The organism is Delftia sp. DLF01 (assembly GCF_014852125.1).
Lineage (GTDB): Bacteria > Pseudomonadota > Gammaproteobacteria > Burkholderiales > Burkholderiaceae_C > Comamonas > Comamonas acidovorans.
Window position 1 is genome coordinate 930,435 of sequence record NZ_JACVAZ010000003.1, and the last position, 12,699, is coordinate 943,133.

11 protein-coding genes and 1 tRNA gene are annotated in these 12,699 nt (G+C 65.8%); 6 read left to right on the forward strand and 6 right to left on the reverse strand.

The genetic code is table 11. The features are described from left to right. Positions 1–92: 92 nt before the first annotated feature. The 3 genes from IB269_RS19405 (at position 93) to IB269_RS19415 (ending at position 2,158) form a co-directional block, all read left to right on the forward strand. A complete protein-coding gene (locus IB269_RS19405) occupies positions 93–242 on the forward strand; it encodes a hypothetical protein (RefSeq protein ID WP_156517002.1) in 150 nt (49 codons plus the stop codon). Further along, positions 239–1,996 (forward strand): M14 family metallocarboxypeptidase, encoded by a 1,758-nt coding sequence (locus tag IB269_RS19410; protein ID WP_013803103.1) that lies wholly within the window; start codon positions 239–241, stop codon positions 1,994–1,996. The genes IB269_RS19405 and IB269_RS19410 overlap by 4 nt, the downstream gene beginning before the upstream one ends. Positions 1,997–2,081: 85 nt before the next feature. Then, positions 2,082–2,158: transfer RNA gene (locus IB269_RS19415), tRNA-Arg, on the forward strand. A gap of 428 nt (positions 2,159–2,586) precedes the next feature. Here IB269_RS19415 and IB269_RS19420 read toward each other — a convergent pair. Beyond that, the gene (locus IB269_RS19420) at positions 2,587–3,489 is read right to left on the reverse strand and encodes a LysR family transcriptional regulator (protein WP_012204737.1); all 903 of its coding nucleotides are present in this window, start codon (positions 3,487–3,489) and stop codon (positions 2,587–2,589) included. 132 nt (positions 3,490–3,621) lie between these two features. Here IB269_RS19420 and ycaC point away from each other — a divergent pair, with 132 nt between their 5' ends. The 3 genes from ycaC to IB269_RS19435 all read left to right on the forward strand — a co-directional run bounded on the left by ycaC (position 3,622) and on the right by IB269_RS19435 (position 5,710). Then, on the forward strand, positions 3,622–4,248 hold the full coding sequence (ycaC, locus tag IB269_RS19425; protein ID WP_192368020.1) for an isochorismate family cysteine hydrolase YcaC: 627 nt from the start codon (positions 3,622–3,624) through the stop codon (positions 4,246–4,248). A gap of 10 nt (positions 4,249–4,258) precedes the next feature. Next, a complete protein-coding gene (locus IB269_RS19430; protein WP_141833730.1) occupies positions 4,259–4,948 on the forward strand; it encodes a hydrolase in 690 nt (229 codons plus the stop codon). 423 nt (positions 4,949–5,371) lie between these two features. After that, entirely contained in the window at positions 5,372–5,710 is a 339-nt protein-coding gene (locus IB269_RS19435; RefSeq protein ID WP_052195740.1) for a hypothetical protein, read from the forward strand. Positions 5,711–5,730: 20 nt separating this feature from the next. Here IB269_RS19435 and IB269_RS19440 read toward each other — a convergent pair whose 3' ends face one another. The 5 genes from IB269_RS19440 to pilV all read right to left on the reverse strand — a co-directional run bounded on the left by IB269_RS19440 (position 5,731) and on the right by pilV (position 12,684). Beyond that, entirely contained in the window at positions 5,731–6,144 is a 414-nt protein-coding gene (locus tag IB269_RS19440; protein ID WP_185070527.1) for a type IV pilin protein, read from the reverse strand. 80 nt (positions 6,145–6,224) lie between these two features. Next, positions 6,225–10,730, reverse strand: a complete 4,506-nt coding sequence (locus IB269_RS19445) for a pilus assembly protein (protein WP_192368021.1) — start codon at positions 10,728–10,730, stop codon at positions 6,225–6,227. 19 nt (positions 10,731–10,749) lie between these two features. Further along, the gene (locus tag IB269_RS19450) at positions 10,750–11,343 is read right to left on the reverse strand and encodes a PilX N-terminal domain-containing pilus assembly protein (protein ID WP_192368022.1); all 594 of its coding nucleotides are present in this window, start codon (positions 11,341–11,343) and stop codon (positions 10,750–10,752) included. After that, complete coding sequence (locus IB269_RS19455) at positions 11,340–12,200, reverse strand: prepilin-type N-terminal cleavage/methylation domain-containing protein (RefSeq protein WP_225614198.1); 861 nt, start codon at positions 12,198–12,200, stop codon at positions 11,340–11,342. Before IB269_RS19455 ends, IB269_RS19450 begins: the two co-directional genes overlap by 4 nt. Beyond that, entirely contained in the window at positions 12,163–12,684 is a 522-nt protein-coding gene (pilV, locus tag IB269_RS19460; RefSeq protein ID WP_225614199.1) for a type IV pilus modification protein PilV, read from the reverse strand. The genes IB269_RS19455 and pilV overlap by 38 nt, the downstream gene beginning before the upstream one ends. Positions 12,685–12,699: the final 15 nt, after the last annotated feature.

Consider the following 12,699-nt stretch of genomic DNA (forward strand, 5'->3'; position numbering starts at 1 on the left):
TGCACCACGGCTCCTTGGCATGCCCTGCGGCAAGCCGAGGAATCCGCCAGCAAAAATGGGCTGCATCTCTCCGGGGCTGCAGCCCTTTTCACATGGCGCAGATTGCGCATTCAGCCGACAGCGCGCCGCAAGCCTGCATGGCTATCATCCCGATAGCATTGCGGCCTGCGGCGATTGAAGGCCGCGCCCTTTTCCCGGATTTCAAAGACTCCCCCGACTGGTTCCTCAAGGCCACGCCATGACACTGCAGACCCCACACGCCACCCCCTCCAGCCAGCGCCCCGATTCGGAGCTGCCACAGGACAGGTTGCGGTGGTCGGCCCTGGCGTGCGCAGCCCTGCTTTCCGCCTGCGCCAGCACCCCGCTGCCGCCATGGCCCACCACCTCCAAGCCCCAGGCGCCCGCCCCCACCCGGCCGGCCCCGGCCACCCCGGTGGTGCCCCAGGCGACCACGCAGCCCATCGCGCCGGCCAACAACCTGGTCCCCCTGCCCTACAACGCGGCCGTGGCTGCGCGCTTTCCCGATCCAGCCACCCGCTACGACACACCGGGCCTGGCGCCGCAGCGCAACCAGTTCACCACGGCCAGCGAACTGTCTTCCTGGCTGAACAGCCAGGCCAGCAAATCCCTGGGCCGCGACACGCGCCTGGGTATCGTGCAGCCCGGCAGCTCGCAGCGCGGCAGCCCCATCCAGGCCCTGGTGGCCACGCGCGCACCCGGCATTCAGCCGTCGGCGCTCTATGACAGCCGCCGCCCCACGGTCATGCTCGTGGCCGGCCAGCACGGCGACGAACCTGCGGGTACGGAGGCCTTGCTCATCATCGCCCGCGAGCTCGCTCCCGGCGGCCTGCTGGAGCCGCTGCTGCAGCAGATCAACGTGATCCTCGTGCCGCGCGCCAACCCCGACGCCGTGGAAGCCGGCACGCGCAACGCAGCCGATGGCACCGACATCGCCCATGACCACCTGCTCCTGAACACGCCCGAGGCCAAGGCCCTGGCCACCCTGGCACGCGACTACCGCCCCGTCGCCGTGGTGGACCTGCAGGAGTTCCCCGCCGCCAGCATCTTCCTGCAGAAGTACCAGGCCATACAGCGCTACGACGCCCTGCTGCAGTACTCGGCCACGGCCAACCAGAATGAATTCGTGACCAAGGCTGCGCGCGAGTGGTACACGGCGCCGCTGCGCACCGCGCTGTCGCAGGCCGGGCTGAGCAGCGACTGGTACTACACCACCAGCCAGGATCTGCAGGACAAGTCCATCTCCATGGGCAGCCTCGCGCCCGATTCGCTGCGCAACGTCAGCGGGCTCAAGAACTCGGTGGGCTACCTGGTCAGCAGCCGCGGCTCGGACCTGGGCCGCGCCCACATCCAGCGGCGCGTGCACACCCTGGTCACCGCGTCCACACGCATGCTGCATTCCAGTGCCGAGCGCGCCAAGGACCTCACCCAGGTGCAGGCCTTCGTGGCCCGCGAGACCGCCTCCCTTGCCTGCCACCAGCAACTGGCCGTACTGGCCGAGCAGACGCCCGAGCAGCGCACCCTCACCATGATCCAGCCCGACACGGGCGCCGACCAGCAGGTGCGCGTGGACTGGAACGCTTCACTGCAGCCGCGCACCACGCTGTCGCGCCCGCGCTCCTGCGGCTACTGGCTGTCCGCCAGCGCCCAGCCCGCCGTGGACAGGCTGCGCCTGTTGGGCCTGCAGGTGCTCAAGGTGGCCGAGCCCGGCCAGCTGCTGGCCGACTCGTACAACGAAGCCCGCTCGGCCACGCCCGCCAGTGGCGCCTATGCGCTCACGCGCGGCGCCGTCGAAGCGCCAGTGGGCAGCTACTACCTGACGATGAACCAGCCCATGGCCAATCTTGCCGCTGCGGCGCTGGAGCCCGACACGCCCTACAGCTACCTTGCACGCGGCCTGGTACCCACGATGACCGACATGGCGCGCGTGATGGCGCCTCCTTCGGTGGTTTTCGAGGAAGAAGACGACGCCGAATGACGGCAAGGGCGCCAGGGCACGCCGCCAAGCCCTGAGCGCCCGCCCATTGCGGGTATGATCCGCGCTGGCCCGTCAGCGGCCATACCTGCCCGTAGCTCAACCGGATAGAGCAATTGCCTTCTAAGCAATAGGTCGGGGGTTCGAGTCCCTCCGGGCAGGCCATCCTGGCATCCCAAGAAATCCCAATACGTCCAAAGAAGTCCAAGGGCCCGTACTGGTCTCGGGCTTCAGGTACATCCAGCTTTCGATGTCGTCCAACGGCGCCCCGGTGGCGCCATACACGCGTGACGTGATGCCATCCGGAGTGGGTTCGACGTGCCTGACTACGTGCCTGACTAACGGCAAGCACCGGGACATTGCCGTGCTCTACGGGCAGGATCGATGTCGCACAAGAGCTGTCTCCTGGCGTCCGCTCGGCGCACATGTAACACGACGGCCGCGTGATCGCACGGTCCCGATTGATTGAAAATCTGGTCGCTCTGGAAAAGCAGCTTCCGGAGGAGGAAGGCATCAAGGTACCCGGCCGGATCGTTCATCTGTCAGCGATGAAGATGGAGCTCCGGGTGGTAGCCAGTCGGCTTCCCGGCAGCTCAGTCTTCGTCCAGCGCCTCAAACCGCTCTGCCAGGAAATCCAGCAGCGCCCGCACGGCCGGCAGCAGCCCGCGCCGTGAGGCGAACACCGCATGGATGATCTCGCGCCGTGGCGCCCAGCCCGGGATGACGTGGACCAGTTCACCGCGCGCGATCTGCTCGCGCACCATCATCGAGGGCAGTTGCACCACGCCCACCCCCGCCAAGGCCGCCGCGCGCAGCGCCAGCATGCCGCGCGTGACCAGGCGCGGCCGGTGGCGGATGGCCGCCTGCGTGCCGTCCGGGCCGATCAGGTGCCACACATGCTCGTGCTGCGGCAGGCCCAGGTCCATGCTCGGCAGGCCTGCCAGGTCGGCGGGCACCTGGGGGATGCCGCCTGTCAACAGCCGCGGGCAGGCCACCAGGCATTGCCCGCGCTCGGCGAGCATGCGCATCACCAGGTCGCTGTCTTCCAGCGGCGGCGGGCGCACGCGGATGGCAACGTCGATTCCTTCGCCCACCACGTCCACGCGGCGGTTGGTTTCCTCGAGGTGGATCTCCACGCGCGGATACGCGGCCATGAAGGCCGCCAGCATGTCGGCGATGCGCGCATCGAGCAGCGCCACCGGGCAGGTCATGCGCACGATGCCGCGCGGCTCGGCGTGGGTCAGCGCGATGGCCTCGTCGGCGGCGTCGGCCTCCACCAGCATCGCCTTGCAGTGGCCGTAGTAGGTCTGGCCGGTCTCGGTGACGGCAAATCGCCGCGTGGAGCGCTGGATCAGGCGCGTGCCGAGACGCTCCTCAAGCTGCGCGATGCGCCGGCTCAGCTTGGATTTGGGCATCCCCAGCGCGCGGCCCGCGGGCGCAAAGCCGCCGTGGTCCACCACCTGCACGTAGTAGTAGAGGTCGTTCAGGTCTTTCATTGCACACCGCCTTCATCGTTCCTCAGATAGGACTCTGATGGCAAATATTAACGACTATCGCGTTCATCGTTCAAATCCTATTCTCTATCCGTCAGCCAAGACCTTTGTCTGGGCGACCCAAGGAGATTCACCATGACCAAGCCCTACGTCCGCCTGGACAAGGACAACGCCGCCGTGCTGCTGGTAGACCACCAGACCGGCCTGCTATCCCTTGTACGCGACATCGACCCGGACAAGTTCAAGAACAACGTGCTGGCGCTGGCCGACATCGCCAGCTATCTCAAGCTGCCCACCATCCTGACGACCAGCTTCGAGAACGGTCCCAACGGACCGCTGGTGCCGGAGCTCAAGAGCCAGTTTCCCCAGGCGCCCTACATCGCCCGGCCCGGCAACATCAACGCCTGGGATAACGAGGACTTCGTCAAGGCCGTGAAGGCCACGGGCAAGAAGCAACTGATCATCGCCGGCGTGGTGACCGAGGTGTGCGTGGCCTTTCCCGCACTGTCGGCCATCGAGGAAGGCTTCGACGTCTTCGTGATCACTGACGCCTCCGGCACCTTCAACCCCATCACACGCGATGCGGCGTGGAATCGCATGTCGCAGGCCGGCGTGCAACTGATGAGCTGGTTCGGCGCTGCCTGCGAACTGCACCGCGACTGGCGCAACGACGTGCAGGGGCTGGGCACTCTGTTTTCCAACCACATCCCCGACTACCGCAACCTGATCACGAGCCACACCATGCTCACCCAGGGCAATTGAGGAGAAGACTGTGAGCACACCCCAAACCATCGCCAACTTCAACGGCGCCCGCCCGGTCATCGATCCCGACAATGTGGCAATGCTGCTGATCGACCATCAAAGCGGCCTGTTCCAGACCATCAAGGACATGCCCTTCACCGAGGTGCGTGCCAATGCCACCACACTCGCCAAGGTAGCGACACTGGCGAAGATCCCGGTCATCACCACCGCATCGGTGCCGCAGGGTCCGAACGGCCCCTTGATCCCCGAGATCCACCAGTACGCCCCGCATGCCCGGTACGTTGCGCGAAAGGGCGAGATCAACGCCTGGGACAACCCGGAGTTCGTCGCTGCCGTCAAGGCCACTGGGCGCAGGCAGCTCATCATCGCGGGGACGATCACCAGCGTTTGCATGGCCTTCCCCAGCATCGCCGCAGTGCACGAGGGCTACCAGGTCTTCGCGGTGATCGACGCCTCGGGGACCTACTCGAAAATGGCGCAGGAGATCACGCTGGCGCGCATCGTGCAGGCTGGTGTCGTGCCGATGGACACGGCGGCGGTGTGCTCGGAGGTGCAAAAGACCTGGAACCGTGAGGACGCGTTGCAGTGGGCGCAGGCCTACAGCGCCATCTTTCCGCCGTACCAATTGCTGATCGAAAGCTACTCCAAGGCGCAGGAAGTGGCCAGGAACGGTGAGCAGCTGGATTCGCAACGCACCTGACTGCGGTAACACGGCACGGGTACGAGGCCGCTTGCCCAGGTCAGGGGCAGAAGTCATTACACTTGTCGCCAAGCCGAAAGGCCCGGTGTGTCGAAGCACCTTACCAGTAGCGTTTGCGACCCCCAACGTCAAGCGGGGTTCTGTCATGCCCGAATTCCTGAGGCGGACGTGCCTGTGCACGCCCCTTCCAACGGTTTTGGGCGGGATGGGGCTCTCCGTGAGGACGCCCGCACGGCTACTGACGTGCTTCGAACATCCCGTCCACCCGTCTCGTGTCGAAGCGGTGCGGGTGGCTTCCTTGAATCCAGTAGGAGCCAAGCGATGACCGCATCTTCACCCGCTTCCCGTCCACCCCCTTCCCTCACCACTCGCCAAGCGGGAAAAGCCAAGGCTTGCCGCAGGCATCGCAGGACTCACTGCACCATGCGGACCGCGCTGGCCTTCATGCAGCGATCCCTGGAATTCCTGGTGCGCGTGGCAGGCGAACACGACAACGCCAACTACGACGACGACGGCACCGATGCCGATGTGGAGCTGGCCGTGGAACTGGCGCTGGAACACATCAGGCGCCTGCGCGCAGCGGGGCCCATGGAGCGCGAGGCCTTCGCCCAACACTGGAACATGGCGGCGGCCGCCATCCGGCTGGGGGCGCTTGCCTACGGCCGAACCGACAGCACCTACTACCGCATGCTGGGCTTTGTGCAGCAGCAGTTCGAGGTGTCGGCGGCCATGGTGGAATTTGTGGATGAGGCGCAGGACTGAGACCCCGGCCCCGGTGGCGCTCAGCGCCAGCAGTCTCCCACCGTTCCCAAGGGCGAGATGCCCTTCACGCCCAGGGCGTTCAGGGTGTAGTCGCCGCAGCGCCTGTCCGATGCCTGGCGGCCGGTGCGCGTGGCCTTGAGCGTGTAGCCGCCGTCATTGGCGGCCGTGGCCATCGTCAGGGTGTAGTGGCCGTTCTCGGACTTGTCCCCCCAGGGCAGCCTGAGGTTGGCGACGGAGCTTGTGTAGCCGCCGTTCTGCGCCCGCCAGCGCTCCTGCCGGGCGGCGGCCTCGCCCAGCAGGCTTTGCGCCTCCACGCGCCGCGATCGCAGCACGTATTCCTGGTAGGAGGGGTAGGCGATCGCCGAAAGAATGGCGACCACCGCCACCGTGATCATCAGCTCGATCAGCGTGAATCCATGTAGCTTGCTGCGCACGCATTTCTCCTTGGGGGCCCGCAGGGCCAGCCAGACGGCCGGGGCCGGCAGGCCCCTGTGTGTAGTGGATGGCATAGCGGTCACGGGTTCGCTGGCTGGCGGCGCCAGCTCTGTCGCCCCCGGTCCACTCCGCTGTTGATATCGTCGCCCCCGGTCTTGACTGGGTCTCCCGCCCCGCTTTGCTTTCCGCTGGAGTCGAAGATCTTCGCGCCGCTGATGGTGGGCTTGCCCGGCCCCACCTCGCGGCCGTTGACCTGCTGGCCTGCCAGGTTGTCGGAGGCGTTGAAGATGCCGTCGCCGTTCACATCGAAGGCGACATAGTCGGTCTTGCCCCCGGTGTCGGGATCGATGGCGTAGATCGTGCTGGCCAGACCCGCGGAGCAGGGGTCGCCCAGCGGTGGCCGGATGGAGGTGAACACCAGACCCCGCCCGTACAGGCTCATGTCGTAGACCAGTCTTTCTCCATCGCGCGGCAGATCGACGTACCAGCCCCAGCTGTGCACATTGGAGTCGGCGGTGCTGGTGGCGTCCTTGTACCAGGTGACCGGGTTGGCCGACAGGGCGAACTTGCCCGGAAAGCCGCTCACCTGGGTGAACTGCTGGGCCTGCAGATCCCCGCGTCCCTTGCCGGCGGTAGGCAGCGGCTGCGGCGCAGTCGTGGCGGGTGTGCCGTAGCGATCCCAGACGCCGAACACCGATTGCCGGCGCATGTCCAGCTTGTCGTCATCCGTCATGAAGCGGCCCGTACCGAAAGCCACCACATCGCCCTTGCCGCTGGAGTGCCGCACCACGTAGGGTGCGGTGGTGATGGACAGCCGCTTGCCGCCGCTGCGTTCGGACTCGCGTGCCACAAAGAACAACTGCGCATTCCATGAGCCGCTGGTACCACTGGCCAGGTCCACGCGCCATACATTGCCCGCAAGATCACCGGCATAGGCCAGGTCCACCTTGCCATCGCCGTTGTTGTCCACCACGGCGGCACGCGACAGGCCATTCTTCGGCGCAGGCAGCGCGTTCAGCTCTGCGGCCGTCATGCCTGCCGCAAAATCAAAGCGCCGGATGACCTCGCCACTGGAGACATCCAGCACAAACAGGCTGGACTCGCCGGAGGCGCTGTTCGACGCCTGGTAGCCATTGGACAGGAACACCACCCACCTGCCCTTGGACCGGCCGGCGTCGTTGAGCCGCGCAACGACAGGCGCGGGCATCGAGTAGCCCATGCGTTCGTCCTGTTCAACCCCGAACTCCCACAGCAACCGGGGGGAGGTGGGGTCCGTGACGTCCAGCGCGAAGACCTGCCGCCCGCCCGCGCCCAGGCTGCCGACCAGCACCCTGTGCCAGGCGTTGCCGAAGTAGACATCCGAGACCACGGGCGTCCCGTCCACGAAATAGCGGTGCGGAGCGCCGCCCGCGCCATACCGGGACGCCAGGACATTGAGCGAATCCTTCACGCCCGATGGAATGAAGGCGAACTCCTCCTTGCCCGATGCCGCATCGAAGGCGTGAAGCATGCCGTCGTTGGCGCCCACATACAGCATCTCCTTGGCAGCCTGTTTCGCGGCAAAGGCGGCATAGGTGGTGCTGCCCTCCAGCTTGTCCGCAGCGGAGGCGCGGTACAGGCCGCCCTTGACCCGCACCAGCGAGGAATTGACGATATCGCCCAGCACATTGGGCTTTCCGCTGTCCAGGGGCTTGCGCACGCGCAAGTCATCGCGCACCTCGCCGCGCAGGAACTCGATGCGCTTTTTTGCCTGGCCATCGGCGGAGTTCGTGGCCGGGTCCGTGTTGAGCACGGCCAGCCAGGACGCATCGGAGCGCTGCCCGCTGAGACTGGAGTACGTGAAAGGGCTCAGCGACACGGCACTGCCGGTCCTGCTGGGATAGTAGATCTTGCGGTCATCGGCGGACCGCTCCGACAGGAGTTCCGCCGCGCTCCAGACCAGCGTTCTGTCGCTGGTGGTGAGCTTCTCGCGGATGACGTCGCCGCTCCAGTACTGGACCTCGAACGTGGTCCGGTACAGGTCGGCGCCTTCGCCCAGTGTCGCAGTGGGCATGTCCACGCTGACCGCCGTCACGGAACTGATGCTCTGCAGGATGTCGTTGAACGCCTTGGTCAATTGGTCCTTGAGCGTGCCGGCATTGGTCACCAGAAAATAGTTGTCCGGATCTCCCGTGATCTTGGAGGGGTCGCGGTCCGGCACACCGTACTTGGCGGCATACCACAGCGGTCCCTTCAGGAAGCTGCCCGCGTCGGTCGCATTGCCGGGAGTGAAGCTGCGGGTGGCCGTGAGTCCCAGGTTCGTGCATTCCGTGCGCTGCTGGGCCGAGATGCTGCCCCGGCAGTAGCCCGGATCGCGATTGGGTGGCGTGTTGTAGGCGTAGTAGGCCGAGGCCGTGTCCTTGTCACGCACCTCCAGGTACATGCCGTCCTTGGTGGTGCCCGAGATCACATAGCCCATGTGCTGTCCCAGGCCGCCAGCGGCGTATTCGGACACCATGTCGATCTTCACCTTGCCATCGGCCTGCAGCGCGATCGTGTAGCGCGCGATGGCGTCCATGTCATGGTCGGCGCCCTGCTCCACGTCCTCGTAGTTGATGCGGAACTCCGCATAGGGCCGCCCGCCATTGACCGAGGCATCGATGTCCGCCTTGCCCGTGTTGGCAATGTTGACCACGTAGTAGTCGACGATCTGGTTGGTCGGCGTGAAGACCGCATTGTTCACGGTGCTGCCGCCGGCACTGCCGGAGACGGTCTTGGCAAACGGAGCAATGGTCACAAAGCGTTTGCCGCCGATCGGAAAGCGTATTTCCGGCAGCGGTGACGCAATGGCCACGGAGTAGGTCCTCAACGCATTCTTGCCCTGGCTGTTGCCGAAGATGGCATTCCTGGCGCCGAAACGGGCCACACCGGCGGCATAGTAGGTGCCTTCCTTGCTGGGCTCCTCGGGAGACAGGCCGCGCGCCCAGGACAGGTCTGCAATGGTCTTGACCGAAGGAGCCTGGTCGGCATTGGCCGACGTTGACTGGCCGATGAAGAAGTTCTTCCCGTCTATGCGCTCGGCGGAGCCGATGGCCGCCACCTCGTCAGAGACATTGAAGCCATTGAGGGCGCTGGCGCCGACGCTCGCGTAGCGGCTGCCGGGCAGCTTGCCGTCGTAGGAGGGATTGATGTCGCTGAGCACCGTCATGACGGGACGGGAGCAGTACTGGTAGCCGCCCCCGCCTTCGGCCTTGGCCCTGTAGGGCGTTTCCCAGGCGGGCTTGGACAGGCCCAGGGACGCGTCCTTGGAGGAGCCGCCGGCGTAGTCATAGATGCCGAGGGCCTGGGACGCGCCGCCGAAATAGCGCATGGTCTCGAACATCATTTCGCTGATGGGATTGCCCCACATGGCGCACTTCGAAGGCTTGTCCAGCGAACTGATGGGGCCGGACGTGATCCAGCCGCATTCCACGTATTTGCCGCCGGTGTAGCCGATCAGGCGCTGGCGGTCTATGTTGGCGACCACGCCATTGACACCCGTCCTGAACTGGCCCGTCTGAGGGTCGACTTCCTCTGCAAAATTGCTGATATTGCGGCGCAGCACGCCGCCGGCGATGTTTTTCTCGTACGAGCCTGTGAGCAGGCCGAAGTACATCTTCCCGTTCTCTCCGAAGTCGTGCAGCAGCCCCGTGGGCTTGTAGATGGTCTTGCCGCCGTTGGGATAGGCCTTGCAGCTGGCCTCGAGCAACTGGACATTGCTGCTGGAGCAGGCCTCCACAAGCAGGTTGTAGTCGGTGATCCTGCTGGTGCCTCGCGCGCACGAATTGCCGCCTGCACAGTTGCTCTGCCCTGCAAAGCCCTCCTGGGACACCCAATCCCAGATCTGGAACGAGGAGTCATTGAGCACGCGCAACTGGGTGATGACGCCAGCGGCCTCCCCCAGCGTGGTGACGGCAAACAGATGGCGCGTGCCGGCCGCCGGCGGGCGCAGCGGCGCATAGTCCGAAATGCTGTAGACCCCGAGATCCCGCGCAGGGTCATAGGCCTTTCCCCAGCTGTGCGCATCCCTGGGAATGTAGGCGGTCTGCAAAACGGTGCGCGAAGCCGTGTCCTCCGCACGCATGCCGCCATAGAGCACGCGGCGTATGGCGTCCATGCGCGATGTGCCCAGATAGTTCAGGAAGTCGCCACTCCAGTTGTTCGAGCACTTTTTCCTGTTGCTTCCGGTCGCTGCCTGCGAGGGCACGAAAACACCCTTGGAATAGCTGTAGCAGACGTTGTTGTTGAAGTAGCCGTAGTAGTCGATCTGGTCCGGCTTGTACCCGACATCGATCACACCGTCGCCGTTGAGGTCGGAGGCATCGTTGTAGGCCTCGTAGTACAGCTTGTGGTCACGCCCCATCACCAGCATGTTCAAGGGCGCCAACGCCTGGTTCACGAACAGCGGCATCTGGGACAGCACGGTGTCCGCGCGCCCCTGGGCATGCGTCGGCGTACTGGCCAGTGCCAGTGCGCACGTCCACAGCGCCAGGGCCGGCCACGCGCGTGCCCGGCCCTGGCGCGCCCTCGGGCCATGCCTGGTTTTCCAACTTGCAATGCGAGCCATTGAAGCTCCCTCCCCCTGCTTACTTTATGAACATGTTGACGCTGGACCGCAGGCACAGCGCATCCGCTCCGCAGGCCTGGGCCTGCGACTTTTCCGTGGCCTGGGCATTGACCTCATAGAAGTCCGTGCAGCCGGTGGCGGGTGCATCCAGCGCGGACGTCGCACTACCCGACTTGGGACAGGCGGTCGTGATGTATCGGGGATACCAGTACCCATCGGGCTTCTGAAACCCGGCCGCCTTGGCCTTGGTCGTCCGAAAATCCGTGCCGAGCCCGATGGAGTCCGTACGCACGTCGGACACCGAGCAGGGAATGCCGCTGCCCTCGGCCACCGGAGTGCCGGCGCCTTTGCAAGACTTGAGCGCGACGGCATGCTCCAGCAGCTTGCGCTCGCCTTCTCGCAGCGTGCCATCCGCGGTTTCATACAGCCGCTGGCTATCCACCATGTTGGCGGCGATGCGCGCCTCCAGCGTGGCCACGCGCATGCCGACCACCGCCAGCAACAACACCAGCAGCAGCATGATCATGGACACCAGCAAGGCATTGCCGCGCTCGCGCTCGCGCAGGACACAGGACATGCAGCGGCGGCTCCGGGCTCCGATCAGCGCGGTCATGGCATCAGATTCCTCAGGGTGAGTGTGCCGGTGGCCAGTCGCAGCAGGGCGCCGGCATTCGCATCGCATCGGGCCGCGGCGCCGCCCAGTTGCGCCCAACGCTCGCAGACGGTGGAGGCCATGCCCTGCGTCACCTTGCCGGAGCTTTCCAGCAAGAGGGCAAGGCGCAGGGAACGGATGGCTTCCTGCTGCCCGGGCAACGTGGCCGCGAAGGCATCGACCCGACGTATCGCGCCGGGCGCTGTCTGCCGATCGATGCCGAACTCGAAATGCACCGCCCGCACGCCATCGGCAAGCGGCACAACCTCCTGCGCAGCCCGGCAGACCAGCACACCACTTTCAACGGTGTATTTCTCCGCGAACATGCCGGTCGCCGGCGCCGGAGCGTCATAGGGGCCGGCGGCTCCCAGGTTCGCGGGCGTGCCCGCACAATCGGTTTCCGCCGCGTCCCGGGGCTGGAAGCGAAGGCAGATGCTCTGCGCGTCAGCCGCGTAGAGCGCCTGTCCCTGGGCGAACTGGCAGCCGTTGGGATGGGGCGAGGAATCGGCAGGAAATGCGTCGAACATCGCCTGCGAAGGATCTCTCCTGTAGCCTGCCTTGGAAAACTCGGAGTCCAGCACGGCCAGTGCCAGCCGGCTGTTGCCAAGGTTCTCGCTCTGCCCCACGCGAAAACCGAAGCTCGACAGCCCCTGCATGTAGATGGTGGTGGCAATCAGCACGAGGAACAGGCCGATGGCCAGCGCCACCAGAATCTCCACCAGGGACAGGCCCGCCTGGGACGGCACGCGCATGCGGCACGCCCATGCGCCCGGCCCGCGCTCAAAGCCGCGACCGCAGCGTGAATGTGCAAAATTCATTGTCGCTTCCATCCAGACATTGGCCTTTCTTGACCGGCCAGGCCACCGTCACGGACACCAGGCCATCGGCATCGGCGCTCACGGCGAAGGAGCTGTCGATGCGGTCCGCGGTGAGATCGGGCACCAGCTTGCGGGCCCGGTCGCCCCAGCAGGCCAGGCGCTGCTCCCGCGGCTGCGGCAAAGGCTGGCAGGCCGCAGGGGCCGCGGGCATCGCGGCCCCCTGCAGCTTCTGATAGCCGGCCAGTTCCTCCACGGGCGCACCCTTCGCGTCCAGGACCGTGGCCGTATCCCCCCGCAGGGTCTCCAGCAGTTCGGAAGCCAGCATGGATGCCATCTGGCGCCGCTCGGTATCCACGGTGTATTCAATGGCACGCACATGGATGCGCACGGCGCCCAGCAGCCCCACGGCCACCAGCAGCACGGCGACGAGTACCTCGATAAGGCCTGCGCCGCGTTGCCTGCGAGAAGAAAAAGGAATGGACATGTTGCAGACCCGTTG

Bases quoted from the DNA above. Each gene is read 5' to 3' on its own strand.
- ycaC (WP_192368020.1), top strand. From the start codon at position 3,622: ATGACCAAGCCCTACGTCCGCCTGGACAAGGACAACGCCGCCGTGCTG.
- pilV (WP_225614199.1), bottom strand. From the start codon at position 12,684: ATGTCCATTCCTTTTTCTTCTCGCAGGCAACGCGGCGCAGGCCTTATC.
- IB269_RS19455 (WP_225614198.1), bottom strand. From the start codon at position 12,200: ATGAATTTTGCACATTCACGCTGCGGTCGCGGCTTTGAGCGCGGGCCG.
- IB269_RS19445 (WP_192368021.1), bottom strand. From the start codon at position 10,730: ATGGCTCGCATTGCAAGTTGGAAAACCAGGCATGGCCCGAGGGCGCGC.
- IB269_RS19450 (WP_192368022.1), bottom strand. From the start codon at position 11,343: ATGACCGCGCTGATCGGAGCCCGGAGCCGCCGCTGCATGTCCTGTGTC.
- IB269_RS19420 (WP_012204737.1), bottom strand. From the start codon at position 3,489: ATGAAAGACCTGAACGACCTCTACTACTACGTGCAGGTGGTGGACCAC.
- IB269_RS19405 (WP_156517002.1), top strand. From the start codon at position 93: ATGGCGCAGATTGCGCATTCAGCCGACAGCGCGCCGCAAGCCTGCATG.
- IB269_RS19410 (WP_013803103.1), top strand. From the start codon at position 239: ATGACACTGCAGACCCCACACGCCACCCCCTCCAGCCAGCGCCCCGAT.
- IB269_RS19435 (WP_052195740.1), top strand. From the start codon at position 5,372: ATGCGGACCGCGCTGGCCTTCATGCAGCGATCCCTGGAATTCCTGGTG.